Here is a 22,667-nt window from a genome sequence, read left to right on the forward strand (position 1 = left end):
AGGGCATCAAGACCAACGTGCGCGGCGAGCAGAAAATCGACGTGGAGCTGGTGTTAAAGCCGGAACACGAACGGGACATGACGGTGCAGCAGATCGTCGAGCTGTGGCGGGACCAGATCGGTGATTTCAAGGGCGTCGATCAGATCACCTTCGAGGCGGAGCAAGGCCCCGGCTCCTGGCGCGACGATATCAGTGTGGACCTCAGCCATACCGATATCGACGTGCTCGCCAAGGCCAGCGAGCGCCTGCTGAACGCCATGAAAGGCCTGTCCCAGACCCGCAACGTCAACGACAGCTACACCACCGGTAAACCGCAGTTCGACGTCAGCCTGACGCCGCAGGCGGACGCCCTGGGCCTCACCGGCGCCGAGGTGGGCCGGCAGCTGCGGGATGCGTTTTACGGCGCCATCGCGCTGCGCCAGCTGCGCGGCATCAACGAAAACGAAATCCGTGTGCGGCTGCCGGAAGAGGAGCGCCAGGACCTGCGTTACCTGGACACCTTCGTGGTGCAGCTGCCGGAGGGCGGCGAAGTGCCGCTGACCGACGTGGCCAGCGTCACCATCAGCGAGTCGTTCCGCTCCATCGACCGCCGCGACGGGCGCCGGGTGATCACCGTGGGCACCGACGTGCTGCCGAAAAGCGCCACCAGCCAGGTGCTCGCCGTGGTCCGCGACGAGCTGCTGCCGCAACTGCGCGCCGACTACCCGGGCCTGACCTGGACCTTCCAGGGCGGCCAGGCGGACATGCGCGAATCCACCTCGGCGCTGTGGGGCGGCTTCGCCCTGGCGCTGGGGGTGATCTTCGCGCTGCTGGCGGTGGCGTTCGGCAGCTACCTGCAGCCGCTGGTGGTGATGCTGGCGATTCCGTTCGGCGCCGTGGGCGCGGTGCTCGGCCACATTCTGCTGGGCATGGACCTGTCCCTGGTCAGCTTCATGGGCATCATCGCCCTGGCCGGGGTGGTGGTGAACGATTCGCTGATCATGGTCGACTACGCCAACCGCCAGCGGCACCGGCTGGGCGCGGCCCAGGCGGTCTATGAAGCGGGCCTGCGCCGCTTCCGGCCGATTCTTCTCACCACCATGACCACCTTCGCCGGGCTGATGCCGATCATCTTCGAAACCTCCCTGCAGGCCGCTTACCTGATCCCCATGGCGGTGTCCCTGGGCTTCGGCATCGTGTTCGCCACCGCGCTGATTCTGTTCGTGGTGCCGTGCCTCTACCTGGCCCTCGACGACCTCATGGGCGCCATCGACACGCGCCGCCGGGCCTTCAAGTATTCCGACGGCGCATAAAAAAAACCGCCCCGAAGGGCGGTTTTTTATTGGTGTGACCGTCGGGTGGACCGATCAGGCACCGGGGTTGCCGTCGCCGGAATTTTCCCGGGCGGCTTGTTCCGCCTGTTGCTGACGGCGGCGCAGGCGCGGGTCATTGCTGGCGCGCCCGGCCGGACGCTCCGGCGCCACCGGCTTGCTGAACGCCGGGGTGGCCGGCTGTTCCGCTTCGCCGGTCTCCGCCTTGGCCGGCGCTTGTTCGGCGGCCGGTGCGGGCTTGGCGGCGGGTTGGCGTTCCGGCTGCGGTACCGGCTGGCCTGGTTTGCGGTCACGCGGGTCGTTGCCGGCACGGCGGACCTGATCCGCTGCCGGTGAAGGCGCCTGCTCGGAAGAAGGTGCCTCCGCCTTGGGTGAAGGCTCTTCCGCCTTCGCTGAAGACGCTTCTTTGGCCGGAGCTTCTTCGGCTTTTGCTGAAGGTCCTTCCGGCTTGGCTGAAGGCTTTTCTACCTTCGCTGAGGGCTCCTCAACCTTGGCTGAAGGCTCTTCTACCTTGGCGGAAGGCTCTTCCTCTTTGGCTGACGGGGTTTCTGCCTTAGTTGAAGGCTCCTCTACCTTAGCCGGGGACTCCTCCGCTTTAGCCGAGGGCTCGTCTGCTTTAGCCGAGGGCTCGTCTGCTTTCGCTGACGGTTGTTCCGCCTTGGCTGAAGGCTGGTCCACTTTCGCTGAGGGCTCTTCCACCTTAGCTGAAGGCTCTTCCACCTTCGCTGAAGGCTCTTCAGCTTTGGCTGAGGGCTCCTCCGTTTTGGCTGAGGGCTCTTCCGGCTTAGCTGACGGCGCTTCCTGACTGGCGGGCTTCTGCGCTTTGGCTGAAGGGGCCTCGGCAGAGGGCGCCGGCGCGGCGGCCTTGGGCTGCTCTTCCTGACGGGCGGCGGCGGCCTGGGGCGCCTGAGCCTCGGTGGCCTGTTCCGCGCTCGGCTTGGCGGCGGCGGTTTTCGGTTCGCCGTGCTCTTCGGCGGGCACCAGTTTGGCCTTGGGCGGACGGCTGTCACCACGCTCCTGATCACGACCGGGGGTGTTGTCCTCGGACGTCATGCGCGGCGGCGGGCCGCCGGCGGTGGCCTGGTCGTCGCTCTGGGCGCCTTTATCCTGGGCCGCTTTGTCCTGGGCGCCGGGACGCTGGCGCTCGCGCAGGGGACGGTCGTCCTTGCTGTCGGTGCGGCGCTGGGCTTTGGGGCCGTCGTCCTTGCGCGGGCCTTTGCCGGCGCCACCTTTGGACTCGCCTTTGTTATCCGGCTTGGCGTCCTGCTTATTGTCCTGCTTGGACTCCGGCTTACCGCTGTCGGCGCTTTTCTGGTCGTCGCTTCGGTTGTCGGCACCACGGTTGTCGCCGTTGCGGTTGTCACCGCCCCGGTTGCCGCCACGGCCGCCACGACGGTTGCGGCCGCCACGGCGGTTGCCGCCTTCGCTCTTGCCGTCCTGGTTGTCGTCCTTGCGGTTCTCGCCACGGTTATCGCCACCACGACCGTCGCCGCCCCGGTTATCGCCGTCGGCGTTCCGGTTGCGGTTGCCGCCGTTGCGGCGGCCGCCACGGCGGTTATCACCGCCACGGTTGTTGTTGCCCCGGGCGTCGGCTTTGTCGTCCCGGTTCTGGCGGTTGCCGCGCTGGCCGTCGCGCTTGCCGTCAAGCTGCTGTTTCTCGTCCTCGGAGGCACTGAACAGCGCCGCCAGCCAGGTGAAGAAACGGGCCAGCAGACCCGGCTCCAGCGGCGGCTTCGGCGCGGTGGCGGGCTTCTTGGAGGGCGCCTTGGCGGCGGTGGCTTCCGGTTTCGGCTCCGGCTGCGGTTTGGGCGGCGGCGGCGCGGTGTCCGGCGCCACCAGCTTCACCGCCGGCTCCTGGGTTTTGATTTCGGTGTCCTGGGCGGACAGGGTGGCCGGGTCCTGCTGGCCTTCCAGCAGCTCCAGCTCGTGGCTCACCTGGGCCTTGGTCTGGTCGTCGCGAATGCGCTCGACCTGGAAGTGCGGGGTTTCCAGGTTGGGGTTGGGGATAATCAGCACGCGCACTTTGTGGATGCTTTCGATTTCCCGCAGTACCGGGCGCTTCTCGTTGAGCAGGTAGGTGGCCACGGCCACCGGCACCTGGGCCTGGATCTCCCCGGTGCGTTCCTTCATCACCTCTTCCTCGATCAGGCGGAGGATGCTCAAGGCCAGGGATTTGACGTCGCGGATGTGGCCCAGGCCGTCACAGCGCGGGCACACGATGCTGGAGGTCTCGCCGAGGCTGGGGCGCAGCCGCTGGCGGGACAGTTCCAGCAGGCCGAAGCGGGAGATACGGCCCAGTTGAATACGGGCACGGTCCGCTTCCAGCGCGTCGCGCATGCGGTTTTCCACTTCGCGTTGATTGCGCGCCGGGCCCATGTCGATGAAATCGACCACGATCAGGCCGCCGATGTCGCGCAGGCGCAGCTGGCGGGCGATCTCTTCCGCCGCTTCCAGGTTGGTCTGCAGCGCGGTTTCCTCGATGTCGGCGCCCTTGGTGGCGCGCGACGAGTTGATGTCGATGGACACCAGCGCTTCGGTGGGATCAATGACGATGGAGCCGCCGGAGGGCAGCTTCACTTCACGTTCGAAGGCGGTCTCGATCTGCGATTCGATCTGGTAACGGGAGAACAGCGGCGTGTCGTCGTTATACAGCTTCAGCTTGTGCTGAAAATCGGTCATCACCTGCTGCACGAACGCCTGGGCCTCGTTGTAGACCTTTTCGGAATCGATCAGGACTTCGCCGATGTCCTTGCGCAGGTAATCGCGGATCGCGCGGATGATGACGTTGGATTCCTGGTACACCAGGAAGGGCGCTTTACGGGTTTCCGACGCCTCGGCGATGGAGCCCCACAGCTTGAGCAGGTAGTTAAGATCCCACTGCAGTTCCTCGGCGCCGCGGCCCAGGCCGGCGGTGCGCACGATCACGCCCATTTCGTCGGGGATGTCCAGGCTGCCCAGGGCTTCCTTGAGCTGCTGGCGCTCCTCGCCCTCGATGCGGCGGGAAATGCCGCCGGCGCGCGGGTTGTTGGGCATCAGCACCAGGTAGCGGCCGGCCAGGCTGATAAAGGTGGTGAGCGCGGCGCCTTTGTTACCGCGCTCCTCTTTGTCCACCTGAATGATGATTTCCTGACCTTCCTTGATCACATCCTTGATATTGATGCGGCCCTGGATGTCCTTGGGGTCTTTCTGGAAGTACTGGCGGGAAATTTCCTTGAGGGGCAGGAAACCGTGACGCTCGGCGCCGAAATCCACGAAGGCGGCTTCCAGGGACGGCTCGATGCGGGTGATCTTGCCTTTATAGATGTTGGCTTTTTTCTGTTCGCGGGTGCGATGCTCGATGTCCAGATCATAAAGTCTCTGGCCATCCACCAGCGCCACCCGGACTTCTTCCGGATGGCTGGCGTTGATTAACATTCGTTTCATTGTTGTGCTACCACAAGGTTCGTGGCGGCATGCAGCGGGCCGGTATCAATACCGGTATCAGACCTCTTACCCTGGTGGGGAGGCGGAAGAGTGGCGAGCAGGCAATGCTCACGCGTGGCGGCGCTGGGCGCTCGGACGACGTTGGTAATCTGCCTGTCTTCTACCTTTCCTGTTCCTCTCCGGGCTTGTGAAGTTGTGCCGTTGGCGTTGCTGGCGGGGCCTTGGCCCCTCTATCCGCGTTACGCTGTGCCCGGCGCGTCAAACGCGCCGTGCCGGGTAAACTTTACCGTCTGTGTACCGGTTGGGGTGTCGGCAAGGGGCGCTATTGGCGCTGCTCGCCGGCAGCCCGGCTATGTCTTCGACCTGTGCCGCAGACCACCTGGTGTTGGTTGTCGGTAATCCGCCGGGGAGTTGTGTTGCCGCCGGGGGATTGGCTGCAGCGTCGGGGCCTTTCGGGCCCGTTCGATTCTTGTCGGGCGGGCTGGCGGGTTTTGGTGTACCGACGGCGAATGGTCGCTGCGCGTCGCCGTTGGCCAGCCCGGGCCGACGGCTGACTATACCAGTAAAATCACAGTCTGATCAATCAGATAGATGGGCGAGGCATGAGCGCGCCGTGAACACCGACACCGCTGGCGGAGCCGCGCCCGCTTGGCTAGAATCGCCGCATGTCAGATACCCCCGCCGCCGATCGCGTCACTTTCGTTACCATCGATGAAGGCCGTGACGGCCAACGCCTTGATAATTTCCTGATCACCCACCTCAAGGGTGTGCCCCGTTCGCGTATCTATCGGATTATCCGATCCGGCGAGGTGCGGGTGAACAAGAAGCGCGCCAAGCAGACCACGCGCCTGGCCGTGGACGACGTGGTGCGCGTGCCGCCGGTGCGCACCAGCGAGTCCCAGGCGCCGCCGGTGGTCAGCGGCGGGCTGGCCGAGCGGCTGGCGCGGGCGCTGCTCTACGAGGACGATCAGATCTTCATCTTTAATAAGCCCGCCGGGCTGGCGGTGCACGGCGGCAGCGGGGTCAGCCTGGGGCTGATCGAGGCGCTGCGGGTGCTCTATCCGGAAGAGCGCAACCTGGAGCTGGTGCACCGGCTCGACCGGGACACCAGCGGTTGCATCATGGTCGCCCGCCACCGGGGCTTTTTGCGGCGCCTGCAGAAATTGATGCAGCAGGGCGGGGTGGAGAAGCGCTACTGGCTGCTGTGCCAGGGGTTCAAAGGCAGCGAGCGGCGCATGGAAGCGCCCCTGCTGAAGATCACCCAGGGCAACGAGCGGATGGTGCGGGTGTCCCGCGAGGGCAAGGCCTCGGTGACCGATTTCACGCTGGTGGAGCGGTTCGGCGACGCCGCCCTGGTGGAGGCGCGTCTGGGTACCGGCCGCACCCACCAGATTCGTGTGCACAGCCAGTTCGGCGGCTTCCCGATTCTCGGCGACGATAAATACGGCAGCCGCAAGGGCGACGCGCGGCTGGAAGCGCTCGGGCACCGCCGCCTGTGTCTGCACGCCCGGTCGCTGGTGTTCCGCCACCCGCAGAGCGGCGAAACCATCAAGGTCAACGCGCCGCTGGACGAGGATTTCGAGACCATCCTGGCGGCGCTGCGGTCGGATAAACGCTGATGGCCTACCAATTGGTGATTTTCGACTGGGACGGCACGGTGATGGACTCCACCGGGCGTATCATTGCCTGCATGCACCAGGCCGGCGCCGATCTTTGTCTGCCGGTGTTGGAGGACGACGCCGTGCGCGAGATCATCGGGCTGGGTCTGCCGGAAGCCCTGCGCACCCTTTACCCGGGCATCGGCGACCGGGATCTGGAGCGCATGCGCGAGCGTTACGCGGTGCATTTCGTGGCCGCCGAGGCGAGCCCCAGCCGGCTCTACCCGGGCGCCCGCGAGACGCTGGCGGCGCTGCGCGCCGCCGGGTTGCGCCTGGCGGTGGCCCCCGGCAAGAGCCGCACGGGGCTGGACCGGGTGTGGGCGAGCAGTGGGCTGGGCGACAGTTTCGATGCCTCCCGCTGCGCCGACGAGACCCATTCCAAGCCGCACCCGGCCATGGTCACGGAGTTATTGACCGAACTGGGCGTGGCGCCGGAGCGGGCGCTGGTGGTCGGGGATACGTCCTTTGATCTGCAGATGGCGCGCGACGCCGGTGTCGACCGGGTGGCGGTGAGTTACGGCGCCCATCCGGTGGACCGTTTGATGAACTTTCACCCGCTGGCGGTGATCGATGCTTTACCGCAGTTGCTGCCGTTACTCGGCGTGGACTGCGAAACACACTTCGAGGAGACGGTGTAGATGGAGTCCGACAACAACAACCCGGCGAACAGCGGCCCCACCAGTAAAGAGTGGAAGCTGCTCGAGAAGCTGCTCGGCCAGGCCCAGGCGGAACAGCGCAAGACCCGCCGCTGGGGCATCTTCTTCAAGAGCCTGACCTTTATCTATCTGTTCGCGCTGCTGTTCATGATGACCGGCAGCCGCTCCGGGGACGCCATGGCGGTGGCCGAGCCCCACGTGGCGGTGGTCGACCTGAACGGCGTGATCATGGCGGATTCCGAAGCCAGCGCCGATCTGATCAGCCGCGGGCTGCGCGACGCCTTCGAGGCGGAGAACGCCGAAGCGGTGCTGCTGCGCGTCAACAGCCCGGGCGGTTCGCCGGTGCAGTCGAACTTCGTGTTCAACGAAATCCAGCGGCTGCGCGCCGAATACCCGGATAAGAAGCTGTACGCGGCGATCACCGATATGGGCGCCTCCGGCGCCTATTACATCGCCGCCGCCGCCGACCAGATCTACGCCGACCCGGCCAGCATCGTCGGCTCCATCGGCGTGATCATGGCCAGCTTCGGGGTGCAGGAAGCCGCCGAGAAGCTGGGCGTGGAGCGCCGCGTGTACACCGCCGGCGAGAATAAGGCGCTGCTCGACCCGTTCTCGCCGGTGCGCGAGTCCGACCGCGAGCACGTGCAGACCATGCTCAACGAGATCCACCAGCAGTTTATCGGCGCGGTGAAGGACGGTCGTGGCGACCGCTTGAAAGTGGACGAGAACCCGGAGCTGTTTTCCGGCCTGTTCTGGACCGGTGAGCGCGCTCTGGAGCTGGGGCTGATCGACGGCCTGAAAAGCCCGGGGCAGGTGGCCCGCGACGTGGCCGGCCTGGAGGAAATGGTGGACTACACCGTCACCCGCTCGCCGGTGGACCGCTTCCTGAAGCGCTTCGGCACCTCAATCGGCAACGGCATCGGCCAGACCCTGGGCCTGGAAGGCGGCGCGCCCACGCTGCGCTAACCGAGTTTTGTGGGAGCGGGCCTTGCCCGCGAAAGGGTGGCCTTGGCCACCCGGCGGGATACCAGAGGCGTTGTTGGTGCTTTGTTAGAGAGGTCTCTGGGATCCTGCCGGCAAGCTGCGCTTGCCTTTCGCGGGCTGGGCCCGCTCGCACAGTTAGCCACCATCGCTGGCTTGCGGCTCTATCCCGGAAGGATGACGCCCTCGGCGGCTAAGAAGTCGGTCAGCATGATCAGCGGTAGCCCCACCAGGGCATTGGGGTCCCGCCCTTCGAGCGCTTTGAACAGCACAATACCCAGGCCTTCGGACTTAAAGCTGCCGGCGCAGTTGAGGGGTTGTTCGACCTCGATATAGCGCTCAATCTGGCGGTCACGGAGTTGGCGGAAGTGCACGGTGAAGCGCTCGCAGCCGCTCTGGTGGCGGCCGGTGGCGCTGTTCAGCAGGCACAGCCCGGTGAGAAACTGCACGGTGCGGCCGCTGGCGCGGCGCAGCTGGGCCACGGCGGTGTCGTGATCGCCGGGCTTGCCGAGCACGTCGCCGTCGATCACCGCCACCTGGTCGGAGCCGATGATCAGGGCGTCCGGGTGTGCGTCGGCGAGGGCGGCGGCCTTGTCCCGCGCCAGGCGCAGCACCAGCTCCGTGGGCGTTTCGCCGGGCCGGGCGCGCTCGTCGATGTCCGGGCTGTGATGCTGGAATGACAGACGCAGCTTGCCCAGCAGCTCGCGGCGGAACGGCGACGAGGAGGCCAGAATCAAAGGCTGTGGCTGGTCGGTCATGGCGGTCTCCTGGTCGGTGGCGGGTGGTTGCGGGTCGGGAGTGTACCCACGGCCCCGATCCGGTGCACGAAAAAACCAGCTTTCTCAGACAGTTAAGCCGGGCGTCGCGGGTGTATTTTCGCTTTGACAGGACGCGGGCCCGCGCCTAGAATTGCGCGCTTATGTTTTCAGGGCAACTGCCACCGTATCTGGAACCGAGGAAGTTCGCGGACCAGGAACGCGTCGTCGAAGGCGAAGCCCGGGTCGGGGACCTCCCCAGACTGCGGGAATATCGCGAGAGTCTGGACCAGCCGGTCCGGGTGAGCCTGGCCTTTGGCCGGGACGAGGACGGCCGCCGGCGCGTTCAGGGCCGGGTGGAGACTTCTCTGGTTCTGGTGTGCCAGCGTTGTCTGGAGCCGGTGCAACAGGAAGTCGCCGCCGACGTCGATCTGATGTTGGTGTGGAGCGAAGAGCAGGCCAAGGCATTGCCCGCCGACCTGGATCCATTGCTGGTTACCGAGGAGCGCATGACGCTGGCGGAACTGGTGGAAGAAGAGCTGCTGCTGGCGATGCCGCTGGTGGCGCTTCACGATCAGTGCCCCGATCCGCCGCCCCAGAGCGCTGGGGATCCGGGCGACCAGGATGACAATCAGTCCGATCCGGATAATCCGTTTGCCGTGCTGGCCCGTCTCAAGGGCCGCCGCAAGTAATACGCCGAGGAGCAACAAATGGCTGTTCAGAAGAGTCGCAAAACCCGTTCCAAGCGTGGCATGCGTCGTTCCCACGATGCGCTGACCGCGCCCGCTATCACCGAAGACGCGAGCACCGGTGAAGTGCACCGCCGTCACCACATCTCTCCGGACGGCATGTACCGCGGCCGCCAGGTGCTGCGCACCGCGGAACTGGACGACGAAGAAGAGTAAGTCCGTTTGCCGCGGGCGGTGCGCCGCCCGACGGTACGCCGCCCGACGGTGACAACAGGACGACTGTGTAACGGGAGCCTTCAGGGCTCCCGTTTCTCTATCCACGGCCGGATCGAACTCGTATCATGGCCGTCGCTTCGCCAAGCAGGAAATTTGCCATGTCAGCGGTTGTGACCCTGGCCGTGGACGCCATGGGCGGCGATCACGGTCTGCCCGTGACCGTGCCCGCCGTGGCCCGGATACTGGCCCGCCACCCCGATCTGCATGTGATCATGGTGGGCGAGCCGTCCGCCCTCGCCGCGGCCCTGAAGAAAGAAAAACTCGACGATCACCCGCGCCTCGCCCTGACCCCGGCGTCGGAAGTGGTGGCCATGGACGACCCGGTCGCCGTGGCACTGCGCCAGAAGAAAGACTCCTCCATGCGGGTGGCCATCAACCAGGTTAAGGAAGGCCGCGCCCTGGCGGCGGTCAGCGCCGGCAATACCGGGGCGCTGATGGCGGTCAGCCGCTTCGTTCTCAAAACCCTGCCGGGCGTCGACCGGCCGGCCATCTGCACCGCCATCCCCACCGCCAAAGGGCACTGCCACATGCTCGATCTGGGCGCCAATGTGGATTCCGAACCCAAGCACCTGCTGCAGTTCGCCCTGATGGGGCAGGCCGTGGTGCGCGCCGTGGACGGGTTGAGCGCGCCGCGGGTGGCGCTGCTGAACATCGGCGAGGAGGACATCAAGGGCAACGAGCAGATCAAGGAAGCCGCCACCCTGATGCAGCAGGCCGCCGATCTGAACTACGCCGGTTTCGTCGAGGGTAACGGCATCTTCGTCGGCGACGTGGACGTGGTGGTCTGTGACGGCTTTGTCGGCAATGTGTCGCTGAAAACCATGGAAGGCGCCGCCTCCATGATCGGCGGCATGATCCGCGAAGAGGCGGGCCGTTCCCTGCTGCGCAAGCTCAGCGGCCTGTTCGCGCTGCCGCTGCTGCGCGGGCTCAAGCACCGTCTGGACCCGGAGCGTTACAACGGCGCCAGCCTGGTGGGGCTGAACGGTATCGTGGTGAAAAGCCACGGCGGCACCGGCGTGGAAGGCTTTGTCAGCGCCCTGGAAGTGGCGGTTCTCGAAGCCGAGCGCAACGTGCCGGCGCTGATCCGCGACGCTCTCGCCCCGGCGGACGCCTCCTAGGTTTTCCCGGGGCGCGGCGGCCGCGCATTCACAATTTGTTTCAGGGTCGGGCGGACAGCCGCGCCCGCAGGCGGCATACTCCCGGCTCGAGCGACATCAAAGAGGCAAACGCATGTCGAAAACCGCTTTCGTCTTTCCCGGTCAGGGTTCCCAGAGCCTGGGTATGCTGGCCGATTTCGCCGAGCGCGTTCCGGTGCGCCAGGCGTTCCAGGAGGCCTCCGGCGCCCTGGATCTGGATCTCTGGCAGCTGGCGCAGGAAGGCCCGGAAGAGGCCCTCAACAGCACCGAAAACACCCAGCCGCTGCTGCTCACCGCCGGTGTGGCGCTGTGGAAGCTCTGGGAGCAGGCCGGCGGCGCCCGTCCCGACCGGCTCGCCGGCCACAGCCTGGGCGAATACACCGCGCTCACCTGCGCCGGGGTGATCACCCTGGGCGACGCCGTGCGCCTGGTGCGCCGGCGCGGCGAACTGATGCAGGCCGCCGTGGCCGACGGCGAGGGCCGCATGGCCGCGATTCTGGGCCTGGACGACGACCAGGTCCGCCAGGCCTGCGCCGACGCCGCCCAGGGCGAGGTGGTGGAAGCCGTCAACTTCAATGCGCCGGGCCAGGTGGTGATCGCCGGCCAGGTGAGCGCCGTGGAGCGCGCCATCGAGGCGTGCAAGGCCGCCGGCGCCAAGCGCGCCATGGCGCTGCCGGTGAGCGTGCCGTCCCACTGCGCGCTGATGCGCCCGGCGGCGGACAAACTGGCCGAGCAGTTGCAAAGCACCAAATTCTTCGCGCCGGAGCTGCCGGTGATCAATAACGTGGACGTGAGCGCGGAGTCCGACCCGGACAGCATCCGCGGCGCGCTGGTGCGCCAGCTGCACTCGCCGGTACGCTGGTCGGAAACGGTGCGCGCGCTGGCCGCCGACGGCGTCTCCACGCTTTACGAGTGCGGGCCCGGCAAAGTGTTGTGCGGCCTCACCAAGCGCATCGACCGGGGCCTGGACGCCAAGCCCCTGGAAAACGATGCCGCCTTTCAGAACGCGCTCACCGGCGCCTGAGGAGAACCTTATGAGCGAGGACAGAAAAGTAGCGCTGGTCACCGGGGCCACCCGTGGCATCGGCCGGGCGATCGCCGCCGAGCTGGCCGGCGCCGGCTGGTTCGTGGTCGGCACCGCCACCAGCGAGAAAGGCGCCGCCGCCATCTCCGAAGCGCTCGGCGAGCAGGGCGCCGGCGTGGTGCTCAACGTCGCCGACGACGACTCCGTGGCCGAGGGCCTCAAGGCGCTGAGCGCCGAATACGGCCCGCCGCTGGTGCTGGTCAACAACGCCGGCATCACCCGCGACAACCTCATGCTGCGCATGAAGGCGGATGAGTGGCAGGATGTGATCAACACCAACCTGAATTCGCTGTACCGGGTCACCAAGGCGTGCCTGAAGGGCATGACCAAGGCCCGCTGGGGCCGGGTGATCAACATCAGCTCCGTGGTCGGTACCATGGGCAACGCCGGCCAGGCCAACTACGCCGCCGCCAAAGGGGGCGTGGAAGGCTTCACGCGGGCCCTGGCGCGGGAGCTGGGGTCGCGCAACATCACCGTGAATTCGGTGGCGCCGGGCTTTATCCAGACCGATATGACCGACGGCCTGCCCGAGGCGCAGCGTGAAGCGCTGCTCAGCGAAATACCGCTGGGACGCCTGGGATCCCCGGCCGAAGTGGCCAGCGCCGTGGGCTGGCTGGCCAGCGAGGGCGGCGGTTATGTGACCGGCACCACGGTGCATGTGAACGGCGGGATGTTCACGGGTTGAGACATCGCTGCGGAAAACCGCTAAGCTGCGCTTAGCCACGGCGTAAGGGCGCTTCTCGCAGGCGCTCAAACATTTGGAAACTAATCCGCGAAAACCAGTACCGAGAGCGGCTTGCAAGCGCGAACAGCGTTCACCTAGAATAGCCGCTCATAGGTGCTTGCACACCATCAACAGGAGAGTAATAACATCATGAGCAGCATCGAAGAACGGGTCCAGAAGATCATCGTTGAGCAACTGGGCGTTAAACCGGAAGACGTTAAGCCCGCCGCCTCCTTCGTCGAAGACCTGGGTGCCGATTCACTGGACACCGTCGAGCTGGTAATGGCTCTCGAGGAAGAATTCGAAACCGAAATTCCGGACGAAGAGGCTGAAAAGATCAGCACCGTTCAAGCTGCCGTGGATTACATCAAGTCGCACAGCTGATTCGGTCACAGCCAACGCAACGTCAGTAAAAAAACCGCAGGCTCTCCGGGCTTGCGGTTTTTTTTGGGAGGAGAACGGGTGACACGACGTCGAGTAGTGATAACCGGTCTGGGAATGTTGAGCCCTCTGGGCACCGACGTGGCCAGTACCTGGGAGGGCATTCTGGCCGGTCGTAGCGGTATTCGCCGGATCGACCATTTCGACACGGAGAACTTCTCCACCAAGTTCGCCGGGCTGGTGCCGGACTTTGCCATGGACGAATATTTGTCCGGCAAGGAAGCGCGCAAGATGGATGTCTTCGTGCAGTACGGCATGGTGGCGGCGATTCAGGCCCTGCGTGACGCCGGCCTGGAAATGGATAAGGAAAACGGTGAACGCATCGGCGTCGCCATCGGCTCCGGCATCGGCGGGTTGACCAACATCGAGGAAAACCACCAGAAGCTGATGGATTCCGGGCCGCGCAAGCTGTCGCCGTTTTTCGTGCCCAGCACCATTATCAACATGATCGCCGGTAACCTGGCCATCATGTACGGCTTCAAGGGCCCCAACTTCGCCACCGTGACGGCCTGCACCACCGGCACCCACAACATCGGCTTCGCCGCCCAGCAGATCCAGCTGGGCACCGCCGACGTGATGGTCGCCGGCGGCGCCGAGAAGGGCTCCACGCCGCTGGGCATGGGCGGTTTCGCCGCCGCCCGGGCACTGTCCACCCGTAACGACGATCCCACCGCCGCCAGCCGGCCCTGGGACCGGGACCGGGACGGCTTCGTGCTCGCCGACGGCGCCGGCGCCGTGGTGCTGGAGGAATACGAGCGCGCCAAGGCCCGTGGCGCCACCATCTACGGTGAGCTGATCGGCTACGGCATGAGCGACGACGCCTACCACATGACCGCGCCGTCCGAGGACGGGGCCGGGGCCGCCCTGGCCATGGGCAACGCGATCCGTGATGCCGGCATCGATCCGTCGGAAGTGGCTTATGTGAACGCCCACGCCACCTCCACCAAGGTCGGCGATCTGATCGAGATCCACGCGGTCAAGAAGGTGTTCGGCGACCACGCGCCGAAGCTGGCGATGAGCTCCACCAAATCGATGATCGGCCACCTGCTGGGCGCGGCCGGCGCGGTGGAGGCCATCTTCACGCTGCTGGCCATGCGCGACTCCGTGGCGCCGCCGACCATCAACCTGGACAACCCGGACGAGGGCTGTGATCTGGACCTGGTGGCCAACCAGGCCCAGCAGCGCACCATCGACGTGGCGTTGTCCAACTCGTTCGGGTTCGGCGGCACCAACGGGTCGCTGCTGTTCCGCAAGGTGTGAGCGGCGGGCCCGCCGTCAACGACCGGGGCCTCGCCTATGGCGACGGCCTGTTCGAGACCGTGCGGGTCACGGCGTCCGGCGCGGCGCCACTGTGGCCGCGCCACCGGGCGCGGCTGCTCGACGGCGCCGCCCGTTTGCGGATCCCGGTGGCGCCGGACGCCCTGGACCGCTGTCTCGCTGACGCTCTGACCGCCGCGCCGCCCGGCACCGGTCTGATCAAGCTGATTCTCACCCGGGGCCCGGGCGGTCGCGGGTACCTGCCGCCGTCGCACCCGACGCCTTCCCTGTTCGCCCAGCACGGCACCGTGCCGAAGTGGTCGCCGCTGTTGCGCCGCGACGGCATTGAAACCGGCCTGTGCAGCGAGCCCCTGGAGCGCGACCCGCTGGCGGGTCTCAAGCATCTTAACCGGCTGCCCCAGGTGCTGGCCCGCATGGAAGTGGCCCGCCGGGGCTGGCACGAGGGCCTGCTGCTGGACCGGCGCGGCTGCCCGCTGGAAGCCACCGCCATGAACCTGTTCGCGCTGTTCGGCGATACCCTGTGGACGCCCGCCCTGGACGCCGCCGGGGTGGCCGGCGTCGGCCGTGCCTGGTTGCTGGCGCGGGCCGGCGAGCAGGGCCGCCCGGTGCAGGTGCGGCTGCGTCCGCTGTCACATCTGCGCACCGCCGACAGCGTTTTTCTGATCAACAGTGTTGTCGGGGTGCTGCCGGTGCGTAAACTGGCGCAATGGGTCTGGCCGGTCACCGCGCCGGTGCGACAATTCCAAGAAGACTTCGAGGTTCTTTTTTCATAGATGCGCCGAAAAATACGAATGTTCGGGTTGCTGCTGTTGTTGCTCCTGGTCGGCATCCCTCTGGCCGGCTTCTGGGTGAGCGGCTATTTGCACCGGCCGCTGCCCCTGGAAGAGCCGGTGCTGGTGGAAGTGGCGCCGGGCTCTTCGTTCAACGGTCTGCTGGCGGGAATGCGCGCCGACGGCCTGCTCGGTGAGCCGCCGGAAGCCCGTCTGCGGCGCTGGTCGGCGCGGCTCTACAGCGCCTTCACCGGGGTCGATGCGCGCCTGCATGTGGGCGAGTACCAGCTCAACCCCGGCGACTCCCTGCTCACGCTGCTGGAAAAAATCGACCGTGGCGACGTGCTGCAACGCAGCGTCACCCTGGTGGAAGGCTGGAATTTCCGCGAATGGCGCGCCCGCCTGGCCGGCCTGGAGGGCATAGAGCACACCCTGGTGGACCTGGACGGCGCCGCGGTGATGGCCCGCCTGGGCCGGCCCGGCGCCCACCCGGAGGGCTGGTTCGCGCCGGAAACCTATTTCTACACGCGCGGCACCCGCGATGTGGATCTGCTGCGCCGCGCCCTGGAGCGCCAGCAGCGGATTCTCGATCAGGCCTGGGCGGCCCGCGATGAGGATCTGCCCTACGACACCCCCTACGAGGCGCTGATCATGGCCTCCATCGTGGAGAAAGAGACCGCGGTACCGGCGGAGCGCGGCCGCATCGCCGGCGTGTTCATCAACCGCCTGCGTAAGGGCATGCGGCTGCAGACCGATCCCACCGTGATTTACGGCATGGGCACCGACTACGACGGCAATATCCGCCGCTCCGACCTGCGCCGCAAAACCCCCTACAACACCTACGCGATCAGCGGCCTGCCGCCCACGCCGATCGCCATGCCCAGCCGCGAGTCGATCCTCGCGGCGGTGAGCCCGGAGCCCACCGAGGACCTCTTCTTCGTGGCCCGGGGCGACGGCAGCCATAAATTTTCCCGCACCCTGGCGGAACACCAGCGCGCGGTGCGCGAGTATCAGCTCAAGCGGCGCGAGAATTACCGTTCCAGCCCGGAGCCGCAACCGTGAGCGGGCGTTTTATCACGCTGGAAGGCGGCGAGGGCGCCGGCAAGAGTTCCAACCTGGCGTGGCTCGCCGAGCGCCTGCGCGACGCGGGCGTCCCCGTCACCGTGACCCGCGAGCCCGGCGGCACCGATCTGGCCGAACGGATCCGCCAGGTGCTGCTCGACCCCGGCCCGGAAGCCATGGACGACACCACCGAGCTGCTGCTGGTGTTCGCTGCCCGGGCGCAGCATTTGGCGGCGCTGATCCGGCCGGCGCTGGCGCGCGGCGAGTGGGTGCTCTGCGACCGCTTCATGGACGCCACCTGGGCCTACCAGGGCGCCGGCCGGGGCCTCGACCGGGAGCGCATCGCCGCGCTGGAGCGCCTGGTGCTTCAGGGTCTGACCCCGGACCGCACCCTGCTGTTCGACGTGCCGGTGGCGGAGGGCCTGGCGCGGGCCGGCAAGCGCTCCCGCCCGGACCGTATCGAACGGGAGCAGGCGGCCTTTTTCGAACGGGTGCGCCAGTGCTACCTTGAGCGCGCCACCGGCGAGCCGGACCGGTTCCGGGTGGTGGACGCCGGCGTCGGCCTGGATCAGGTGCGCGCGCAACTCGAGAACCACCTTCAGGAGATGCTGCAGTGGCGCTGAACGCCCCCATCCAGGTGCCCTGTCCCTGGCACCGGGAAGAGATGCAGCGGCTGCTGGAGCAGCACGCTCAGGGCCGTCTGCCCCATGCGTTGCTGCTCGCCGGCGCCGCCGGCAGCGGCAAGTTCCGCCTGGCCCAATCCCTGGCCCAGGCGCTGCTGTGCGAAAACCCCAGCGCCGGGCTCGCCTGCGGTCAATGCCACGGCTGCCATCTGAGCGCCGCCGGCACCCACCCGGACGCGCACACCCTGGTGCCGGAAGGCACCAGCCTGGGCATCAAGATCGATCAGGTGCGCCGTTTGGTGGAGTTCGGTACCCGCACCGCCCAGTACAACGGCGCCCGGGTGGCGTTGATCGCCCCCGCCGAGGGGCTGAACCGCAGCGCCCAGAACGCCCTGCTCAAGACCCTGGAGGAGCCCGGCCGGGGTCTGGTGCTGATCCTGGTCAGCCACCAGCCCAGCCTGCTGTTGCCGACCATACGCAGCCGCTGCCAGCAGCGGCATCTGCCGCTGCCGGAACCGGCGGCGGCGCTGGAGTGGCTGGTGCCTCAGGCCGGCGAAAAAGAGGCGCCGGCCTTGCTGGCCGCCGCCCAGGGCGCGCCGTTGCGGGCTCTGGAACTGCAGCAGGCGGACTGGTTCGCGGCCCGCGAGCAGCTCGCCGGGCAATTGCTGTCGGTGGCTCAGGGGCGCCTGTCGCCGGCCCAGGGCGGTCAGGCGCTGGCCGCCCACGACCCGCGCGTGATGGCCGGAGTGCTGTACGGCTGGCTGGCCCGGGCTTCGGTGCTGGCCGCCCTCGGCGATAAGGTGGAGCAGGCCGACCCGGCCGGGGTTCAGGATCCCAAGGTGGAGCCGATACTCAGACAACTGGCGGCGCAGCTTCCGCCGGCGCGGCTGCTGCGCGCCGCCCAGCGGGTCATGGAAGGGCGCCGGCAGCTGATGGGCGGCGCCAACCCGAATAAAGAGCTGCTCATGGAACAATGGTTGCTGGTCCTGGTGGGCGTTGACGCTGCCGCCGGCGGCTTCTAATCTGCTGAGACCATTCCAATAACGCTAAAGGGTTTGTCAGGGGGAGCGATCGCATGAAAATGCCCGGAGGCCGCAGCGGCATTCTGTCATTGAGCATCAAGGACAAGGCGGCCCTGTATTCGGCTTACATGCCTTTCGTCACCAACGGCGGTCTGTTCGTCGCCACCGACAAGAACTACAAGCTGGGCGAGGAAATCTTCCTGCTGCTCAATATCATGGACGAGCCGGAGAAAATTCCGGTGGCCGGCAAGGTGGTGTGGATCACGCCCCAGGGCGCCCAGGGCAACCGCAGCGCCGGTATCGGCGTGCAGTTTTCCGACCAGGACGACACCGCCCGGCGCACCATCGAAAACCACTTGGCCGGCTCGCTGCAATCGGATCGTCCCACCCACACCATGTAGCGTTCGCGGTCGCTCCCCGCTACCCTTGCGGTTTTCCCGCTATCCGCGACAGGAGCCGAACCGTTGATGTCCGACACCGCTGTTGATCGTCCCGATCTGGTGGATTCCCACTGCCACCTGGACCGTCTTAATCTGGATGCCTACGACGGTGATTTCGACGCCATGATGGCCGCCACCCGCGCCGATGGCATCAGCCATATGCTGTGCATCGGTGTCGATCTGGAAACCTTTCCCCGTGTCCGTGAGCTGGCCGAGCGCCACGCCGACGTGCACGCCACCGTGGGCGTGCACCCGCTCTACAAGGACTCCCGCGAGCCGGACGCCGATGAGCTGGTGCGCCTGGCCGACCACCCCCGGGTGGTGGCGATCGGCGAGACCGGCCTGGATTATTTCTACGCCAAGGAACAGCGCGACTGGCAGCGGGACCGCTTTATCGAGCACATCCGCGCCGCCCGCCGCACCGGCCTGCCGCTGATCATCCACACCCGCGGCGCCAAGGAGGACACCCTGGCGCTGTTGCGCGAGCACGGCGAAGGCGAGGTGCGCGGGGTGCTGCATTGTTTCACCGAAGACCTGGATATGGCCGAGCAGGCCATGGCGCTGGGCTTCTATATTTCCATTTCCGGCATCGTCACCTTCCGCAACGCGGAGGCGCTGCGCGACACCGTGCGTCAGGTGCCGCTGGAGCGCCTGTTGATCGAAACCGACTCCCCCTGGCTGGCGCCGGTGCCGTACCGCGGCAAACCCAACGAGCCCCGTTACGTGGCCCGGGTGGCCGAGTGCGTGGCGGAGCTCAAGGGCATTCCGGTGGCCGAGCTGGCGGCGCTGACCCGGGACAATTTCTACACCCTGTTCAACAAGGCGGCGCGATGAACGATCTGACCGTATGGATTCTCACCGGCGCCCTGTCGGCGGCGGTGACCGCCCTGATCGCGCTACTGATCACGCGCGGCGCCCTGAACCGTCTGCGCGGCGAGCGGGACCAGGCCCGTGACCGTCTCGCCACTCTGGCCGAGGAACGCGACCGTCAGCACCAGCAGCAGGACGAGCGCCAACGAAATCTTGAGCAACGGCTGCGGGAAAGCGAGCAGAGCCTGGCCCAGGCGCGCGCCGACAAAGCCCGTCTGGATGAGCGGCTGGCCGGCCAGCAGGACAAGCTCGCCTTTCTGGAAAACAGCCGCGAACAGCTGCGCCATGAATTCGAAAATCTGTCGGCGAAAATCTTCGAACAGCGCAGCAAGCAGTTCGAGGAAAAGAACCGCGAGGGGCTGGACGGGCTGTTGAAGCCGTTCCGCGAGCAGCTGTCGGAGTTCCGCCGCCGGGTGGATCAGATCCACGGCGATGACGCGCGCGCCCAGGCGGCGCTCACCGAACAGCTGCAACACCTGAAAAGCCTCAACCAGCAGATGCATCAGGACGCGCGCAACCTCACCGAGGCGCTCAAGGGCCAGGTGAAAACCCAGGGCAACTGGGGCGAGATGATTCTGGAGCGGGTGCTGGAAAGCTCCGGGCTCACCAAGGGCCGCGAATACGACACCCAGGTGGCCCTGAAAGGGGAGAGCGGCGAACGACGTCTGCCGGACGCCATCGTGCATCTGCCGGAAGATAAGGACGTGGTGATCGACGCCAAGGTGTCGCTGGTGGCCTACGAACGCTATGTGTCCGCCGAGGACGACGAACAGCGCGGCCTGGCCCGCGAACAGCATCTCAGCTCCCTGCGCGCCCACATCAAGGGTCTGGACGCGAAGAATTACAGCGGCCTGGAAGGGGTGCGCAGCCTCGACTTCGTGCTGCTGTTCATCCCCGTGGAAGGGGCCTTCATGACCGCCATGGAAGCGGATCCGGGCCTTTATACCGAGGCCTACGAGCGCAATATCGTGCTGGTCAGCCCGACCACGCTGCTGGTCACCCTGCGCACCATTCAGAACATCTGGCGCTACGAGTACCAGAACCGTAACGCGCTGGACATCGCCAGCCGCGCCGGCCGCATCTGCGACCAGGTGTCACTGGTGGCGGAGTCCCTGTCAGATGTGGGCGACAAGATCGACAAGGCGCAGCAGTCCTGGGAAACCTCCTACAAACGGCTCACCGAAGGCCGCGGCAACCTTCTCGGTCAGGCCCACAAGCTGCGCGACCTGGGCGCCAAGGCGCGCCGCGCTCTGCCCGCCGCCTCCGACGACGATGCGGACGAGGGCGCGGCCCAGAACGGCACGCCGGAGAGCGACGACACGCCCTGAGCGGGGTCAGTGGCCGCGCTGGTGCGCGGCCCGTTGCGCCTTCTTGATGTTCTCCCGGCGCGCCTGTTGTTGCGCCTTGGTAGGTTTGTCCTTCTCCGGCACCTTGGGGCGCGGTTTGGCCTCGAACATGTCGGCGCTGCTGTGCACCGGCGCGCTGCCCAATTGCTCCAGCACCTTGCGGGCGTCGTCGCTGTCGGCGATCAGCTTGCCGCCTTTCATGTGCGCCCATTCCTTGGGGATCAGCCATTTCACCGTGCCCCAGGTGCCGCTTTTGCGTTGTCCGGCCACCCGCTGGATGCCGCCCGGGTCGCCCACGTCGTGGGTGCGGAACGTTTTGAACTGGGATTTGTTGCGCACCGCCACGTGGTAGTAGTCGCCGTCGCTGCCACGGCCCGGCGCCTTGCGCTGGGCGCCTTCCGGCTGAGAGCGGGCGCGTTCGGATTTGCTCATATTGCGCCAGGTTTTCTGCGCCTTCTTGATGTTTTCCCGGGCGGCCTGAATCTGCTTCTGCGTTGCCATGATGAACCTCCTTTTGGCTTGCATCGTCCTTAACGGTTTGGATTCATCCTGCGACTTTCGGTGCCTGGAAACAGGGGCGCGCGGCGGAATTTGTCATGCTTTTACGTTTTTTCGCCGTCCCGTGGTGGCCACATCAGGTAGCGTTGAGGTTCATCGTAAAAAGGAGAGTACGATGGCTGACAGCACCACCGGACCGGGCCGGTTCATTGGTCCCGTGATCGCCGCGTTGATCTTCCTTGGCGGCGGTGTCGCGTTGTTTTTTTATCCCGCCTCGCCGTGGCTGTGGTTACTAACGCTGGTGGCCCTGGCGCTGCTGGCGCAGGGGCTGCGCGATCTGCTGCAGCACCGCCACACGCTGCTGCGCAACTATCCGTTGCTCGCCCATTTCCGCTGGTTTTTTGAATTTCTGCGACCGTTTCTACGCCAGTACATTGTCGAGAATGACCGCGAGGGCCGGCCCTATAACCGGGACATGCGCTCGTTGATTTACGAGCGCGCCAAGGACCAGGTGGACGCCAAGCCGTTCGGCAGCGATCTGGACGCCTACGACAACGAATTCCAGGTGGTGACCCATTCCATGGCGCCGCGTCCCAAGCCGGACAGTGACTTCCGGGTACGGGTGGGCGCCGACACCTGCGCGCGCCCCTTCGACGTGTCACTGCTCAACGTTTCCGCGATGAGTTTCGGCTCGCTGAGCGGGCCGGCGGTGGAGGCCCTGAATCTCGGTGCCCGGCGCGGCGGCTTCTACCAGGACACCGGAGAAGGCGGCATCAGCCCCTACCATGTGCGTCACGGCGGCGATCTGGTCTGGGAGATCGGCAGCGGCTACTTCGGCTGCCGGGACCGGGACGGCTATTTTGATCGCGGGCTGTTTCGCGAGCAGGCCAACCGGGATTCGGTGCGCATGATCGAAATCAAACTCAGCCAGGGCGCCAAACCGGGCCACGGCGGTTTACTGCCGGCGGCCAAGATCACCGAGGAAATCGCCCGCACCCGCAAGATTCCGGTGGCGCAGGATTGCCTGTCGCCGGCCTATCACACCGCGTTTTCCACGCCCCGTGAGTTGCTCGAATTCGCGGCCTCCCTGCGCGCGGATTCCGGCGGCAAGCCGGTGGGCATCAAACTGTGCGTGGGCCATCCGTGGGAAGTGTTCGCGCTGTGCAAGGCGATGCTGGATTCCGGCATCCGTCTTGATTTCATCGTGGTCGACGGCGCCGAGGGCGGCACCGGCGCGGCGCCGGAGGAATTCTCCGACCATGTGGGCATGCCGTTGCGCGAAGGGCTGTTGCTGGTGCGTAACGCTCTGGTGGGCACCGGCCTGCGTCCGGACATCCGGCTGGCGGCCAGCGGCAAGGTGTACAGCGCCTACACCATGGCCGCCAACCTGGCGCTGGGCGCCGACTGGTGCAACGCGGCCCGGGCGTTCATGTTGTCGCTGGGCTGTGTGCAGACCAAAAGCTGCCATAACGATCTGTGCCCCACCGGTGTGGCGACGCAGAACCCCAACCGGCAGCGCGGTCTGGTGATCGCCGACAAGGCGCCCCGGGTGACCAATTTCCAGCGCCACACCCTGGACCACCTGGCGGACCTGGTGGCCAGATCGGAAGAGCGTCGTGTAGGGA

General features: G+C 66.5%; 22 protein-coding genes. 19 read left to right on the plus strand and 3 right to left on the minus strand.

The window, feature by feature from the left end; translation table 11 throughout:
* Window positions 1-17: 17 nt before the first annotated feature.
* Window positions 18-1,292 (plus strand): efflux RND transporter permease subunit, encoded by a 1,275-nt coding sequence (locus ACEQZD_RS03760; protein WP_370184078.1) that lies wholly within the window; start codon window positions 18-20, stop codon window positions 1,290-1,292.
* 54 nt (window positions 1,293-1,346) lie between these two features.
* Here the strand turns inward: ACEQZD_RS03760 and rne are convergent, their stop codons facing one another.
* A complete protein-coding gene (rne, locus tag ACEQZD_RS03765; protein ID WP_370184080.1) occupies window positions 1,347-4,733 on the minus strand; it encodes a ribonuclease E in 3,387 nt (1,128 codons plus the stop codon).
* A gap of 665 nt (window positions 4,734-5,398) precedes the next feature.
* Here rne and ACEQZD_RS03770 point away from each other — a divergent pair.
* The 3 genes from ACEQZD_RS03770 to ACEQZD_RS03780 are packed head-to-tail and all read left to right on the plus strand — an operon-like array spanning window position 5,399 to window position 8,013.
* The gene (locus ACEQZD_RS03770) at window positions 5,399-6,352 is read left to right on the plus strand and encodes an RluA family pseudouridine synthase (protein WP_214011763.1); all 954 of its coding nucleotides are present in this window, start codon (window positions 5,399-5,401) and stop codon (window positions 6,350-6,352) included.
* Complete coding sequence (locus ACEQZD_RS03775) at window positions 6,352-7,029, plus strand: HAD-IA family hydrolase (protein ID WP_370184083.1); 678 nt, start codon at window positions 6,352-6,354, stop codon at window positions 7,027-7,029. The genes ACEQZD_RS03770 and ACEQZD_RS03775 overlap by 1 nt, the downstream gene beginning before the upstream one ends.
* Window positions 7,030-8,013, plus strand: a complete 984-nt coding sequence (locus tag ACEQZD_RS03780; RefSeq protein WP_370184086.1) for a S49 family peptidase — start codon at window positions 7,030-7,032, stop codon at window positions 8,011-8,013.
* 179 nt (window positions 8,014-8,192) lie between these two features.
* Here ACEQZD_RS03780 and ACEQZD_RS03785 read toward each other — a convergent pair whose 3' ends face one another.
* The gene (locus tag ACEQZD_RS03785; protein ID WP_194856610.1) at window positions 8,193-8,786 is read right to left on the minus strand and encodes a nucleoside triphosphate pyrophosphatase; all 594 of its coding nucleotides are present in this window, start codon (window positions 8,784-8,786) and stop codon (window positions 8,193-8,195) included.
* A 161-nt stretch (window positions 8,787-8,947) separates the two neighbouring features.
* Between ACEQZD_RS03785 and ACEQZD_RS03790 the strand changes: the two genes are divergently transcribed.
* The 14 genes from ACEQZD_RS03790 to rmuC all read left to right on the plus strand — a co-directional run bounded on the left by ACEQZD_RS03790 (window position 8,948) and on the right by rmuC (window position 20,526).
* Window positions 8,948-9,475, plus strand: a complete 528-nt coding sequence (locus ACEQZD_RS03790) for a DUF177 domain-containing protein (protein ID WP_194856609.1) — start codon at window positions 8,948-8,950, stop codon at window positions 9,473-9,475.
* Between the two features lie 18 nt (window positions 9,476-9,493).
* Window positions 9,494-9,688: a 50S ribosomal protein L32 gene (gene rpmF / locus ACEQZD_RS03795; RefSeq protein ID WP_142949042.1), complete on the plus strand. Its 195-nt coding sequence runs from the start codon at window positions 9,494-9,496 to the stop codon at window positions 9,686-9,688.
* A 158-nt stretch (window positions 9,689-9,846) separates the two neighbouring features.
* Window positions 9,847-10,866, plus strand: a complete 1,020-nt coding sequence (plsX, locus tag ACEQZD_RS03800) for a phosphate acyltransferase PlsX (protein ID WP_335628970.1) — start codon at window positions 9,847-9,849, stop codon at window positions 10,864-10,866.
* Between the two features lie 112 nt (window positions 10,867-10,978).
* A complete protein-coding gene (gene fabD, locus ACEQZD_RS03805) occupies window positions 10,979-11,908 on the plus strand; it encodes an ACP S-malonyltransferase (protein WP_142949040.1) in 930 nt (309 codons plus the stop codon).
* 10 nt (window positions 11,909-11,918) lie between these two features.
* The gene (gene fabG, locus ACEQZD_RS03810; protein ID WP_142949039.1) at window positions 11,919-12,653 is read left to right on the plus strand and encodes a 3-oxoacyl-ACP reductase FabG; all 735 of its coding nucleotides are present in this window, start codon (window positions 11,919-11,921) and stop codon (window positions 12,651-12,653) included.
* Between the two features lie 189 nt (window positions 12,654-12,842).
* The gene (gene acpP / locus ACEQZD_RS03815; protein ID WP_067606090.1) at window positions 12,843-13,076 is read left to right on the plus strand and encodes an acyl carrier protein; all 234 of its coding nucleotides are present in this window, start codon (window positions 12,843-12,845) and stop codon (window positions 13,074-13,076) included.
* A gap of 78 nt (window positions 13,077-13,154) precedes the next feature.
* Window positions 13,155-14,393 (plus strand): beta-ketoacyl-ACP synthase II, encoded by a 1,239-nt coding sequence (gene fabF / locus ACEQZD_RS03820; protein ID WP_142949038.1) that lies wholly within the window; start codon window positions 13,155-13,157, stop codon window positions 14,391-14,393.
* Window positions 14,390-15,184, plus strand: coding sequence for an aminodeoxychorismate lyase (pabC, locus tag ACEQZD_RS03825; RefSeq protein WP_370184091.1), 795 nt, complete (start codon window positions 14,390-14,392; stop codon window positions 15,182-15,184). The genes fabF and pabC overlap by 4 nt, the downstream gene beginning before the upstream one ends.
* Window positions 15,185-16,243: an endolytic transglycosylase MltG gene (gene mltG / locus ACEQZD_RS03830; RefSeq protein ID WP_142949036.1), complete on the plus strand. Its 1,059-nt coding sequence runs from the start codon at window positions 15,185-15,187 to the stop codon at window positions 16,241-16,243.
* The gene (tmk, locus tag ACEQZD_RS03835; protein WP_142949035.1) at window positions 16,240-16,866 is read left to right on the plus strand and encodes a dTMP kinase; all 627 of its coding nucleotides are present in this window, start codon (window positions 16,240-16,242) and stop codon (window positions 16,864-16,866) included. Before mltG ends, tmk begins: the two co-directional genes overlap by 4 nt.
* A 41-nt stretch (window positions 16,867-16,907) precedes the next feature.
* Complete coding sequence (locus ACEQZD_RS03840; protein ID WP_142949138.1) at window positions 16,908-17,888, plus strand: DNA polymerase III subunit delta'; 981 nt, start codon at window positions 16,908-16,910, stop codon at window positions 17,886-17,888.
* Between the two features lie 53 nt (window positions 17,889-17,941).
* On the plus strand, window positions 17,942-18,289 hold the full coding sequence (locus ACEQZD_RS03845) for a PilZ domain-containing protein (RefSeq protein WP_142949034.1): 348 nt from the start codon (window positions 17,942-17,944) through the stop codon (window positions 18,287-18,289).
* A gap of 66 nt (window positions 18,290-18,355) precedes the next feature.
* Window positions 18,356-19,162: a TatD family hydrolase gene (locus ACEQZD_RS03850; RefSeq protein WP_194856602.1), complete on the plus strand. Its 807-nt coding sequence runs from the start codon at window positions 18,356-18,358 to the stop codon at window positions 19,160-19,162.
* Window positions 19,159-20,526, plus strand: a complete 1,368-nt coding sequence (gene rmuC / locus ACEQZD_RS03855) for a DNA recombination protein RmuC (protein ID WP_370184095.1) — start codon at window positions 19,159-19,161, stop codon at window positions 20,524-20,526. The genes ACEQZD_RS03850 and rmuC overlap by 4 nt, the downstream gene beginning before the upstream one ends.
* A gap of 6 nt (window positions 20,527-20,532) precedes the next feature.
* Here the strand turns inward: rmuC and ACEQZD_RS03860 are convergent, their stop codons facing one another.
* Entirely contained in the window at window positions 20,533-21,045 is a 513-nt protein-coding gene (locus tag ACEQZD_RS03860) for a hypothetical protein (protein WP_370184098.1), read from the minus strand.
* Window positions 21,046-21,217: 172 nt separating this feature from the next.
* Between ACEQZD_RS03860 and ACEQZD_RS03865 the strand changes: the two genes are divergently transcribed.
* Window positions 21,218-22,667: FMN-binding glutamate synthase family protein (locus ACEQZD_RS03865; RefSeq protein ID WP_372530058.1), on the plus strand; the 1,450-nt coding region annotated here is incomplete at its 3' end.

The organism is Alloalcanivorax sp., from assembly GCF_964221125.1.
Classification (GTDB): Bacteria; Pseudomonadota; Gammaproteobacteria; order Pseudomonadales; family Alcanivoracaceae; genus Alloalcanivorax; species Alloalcanivorax venustensis.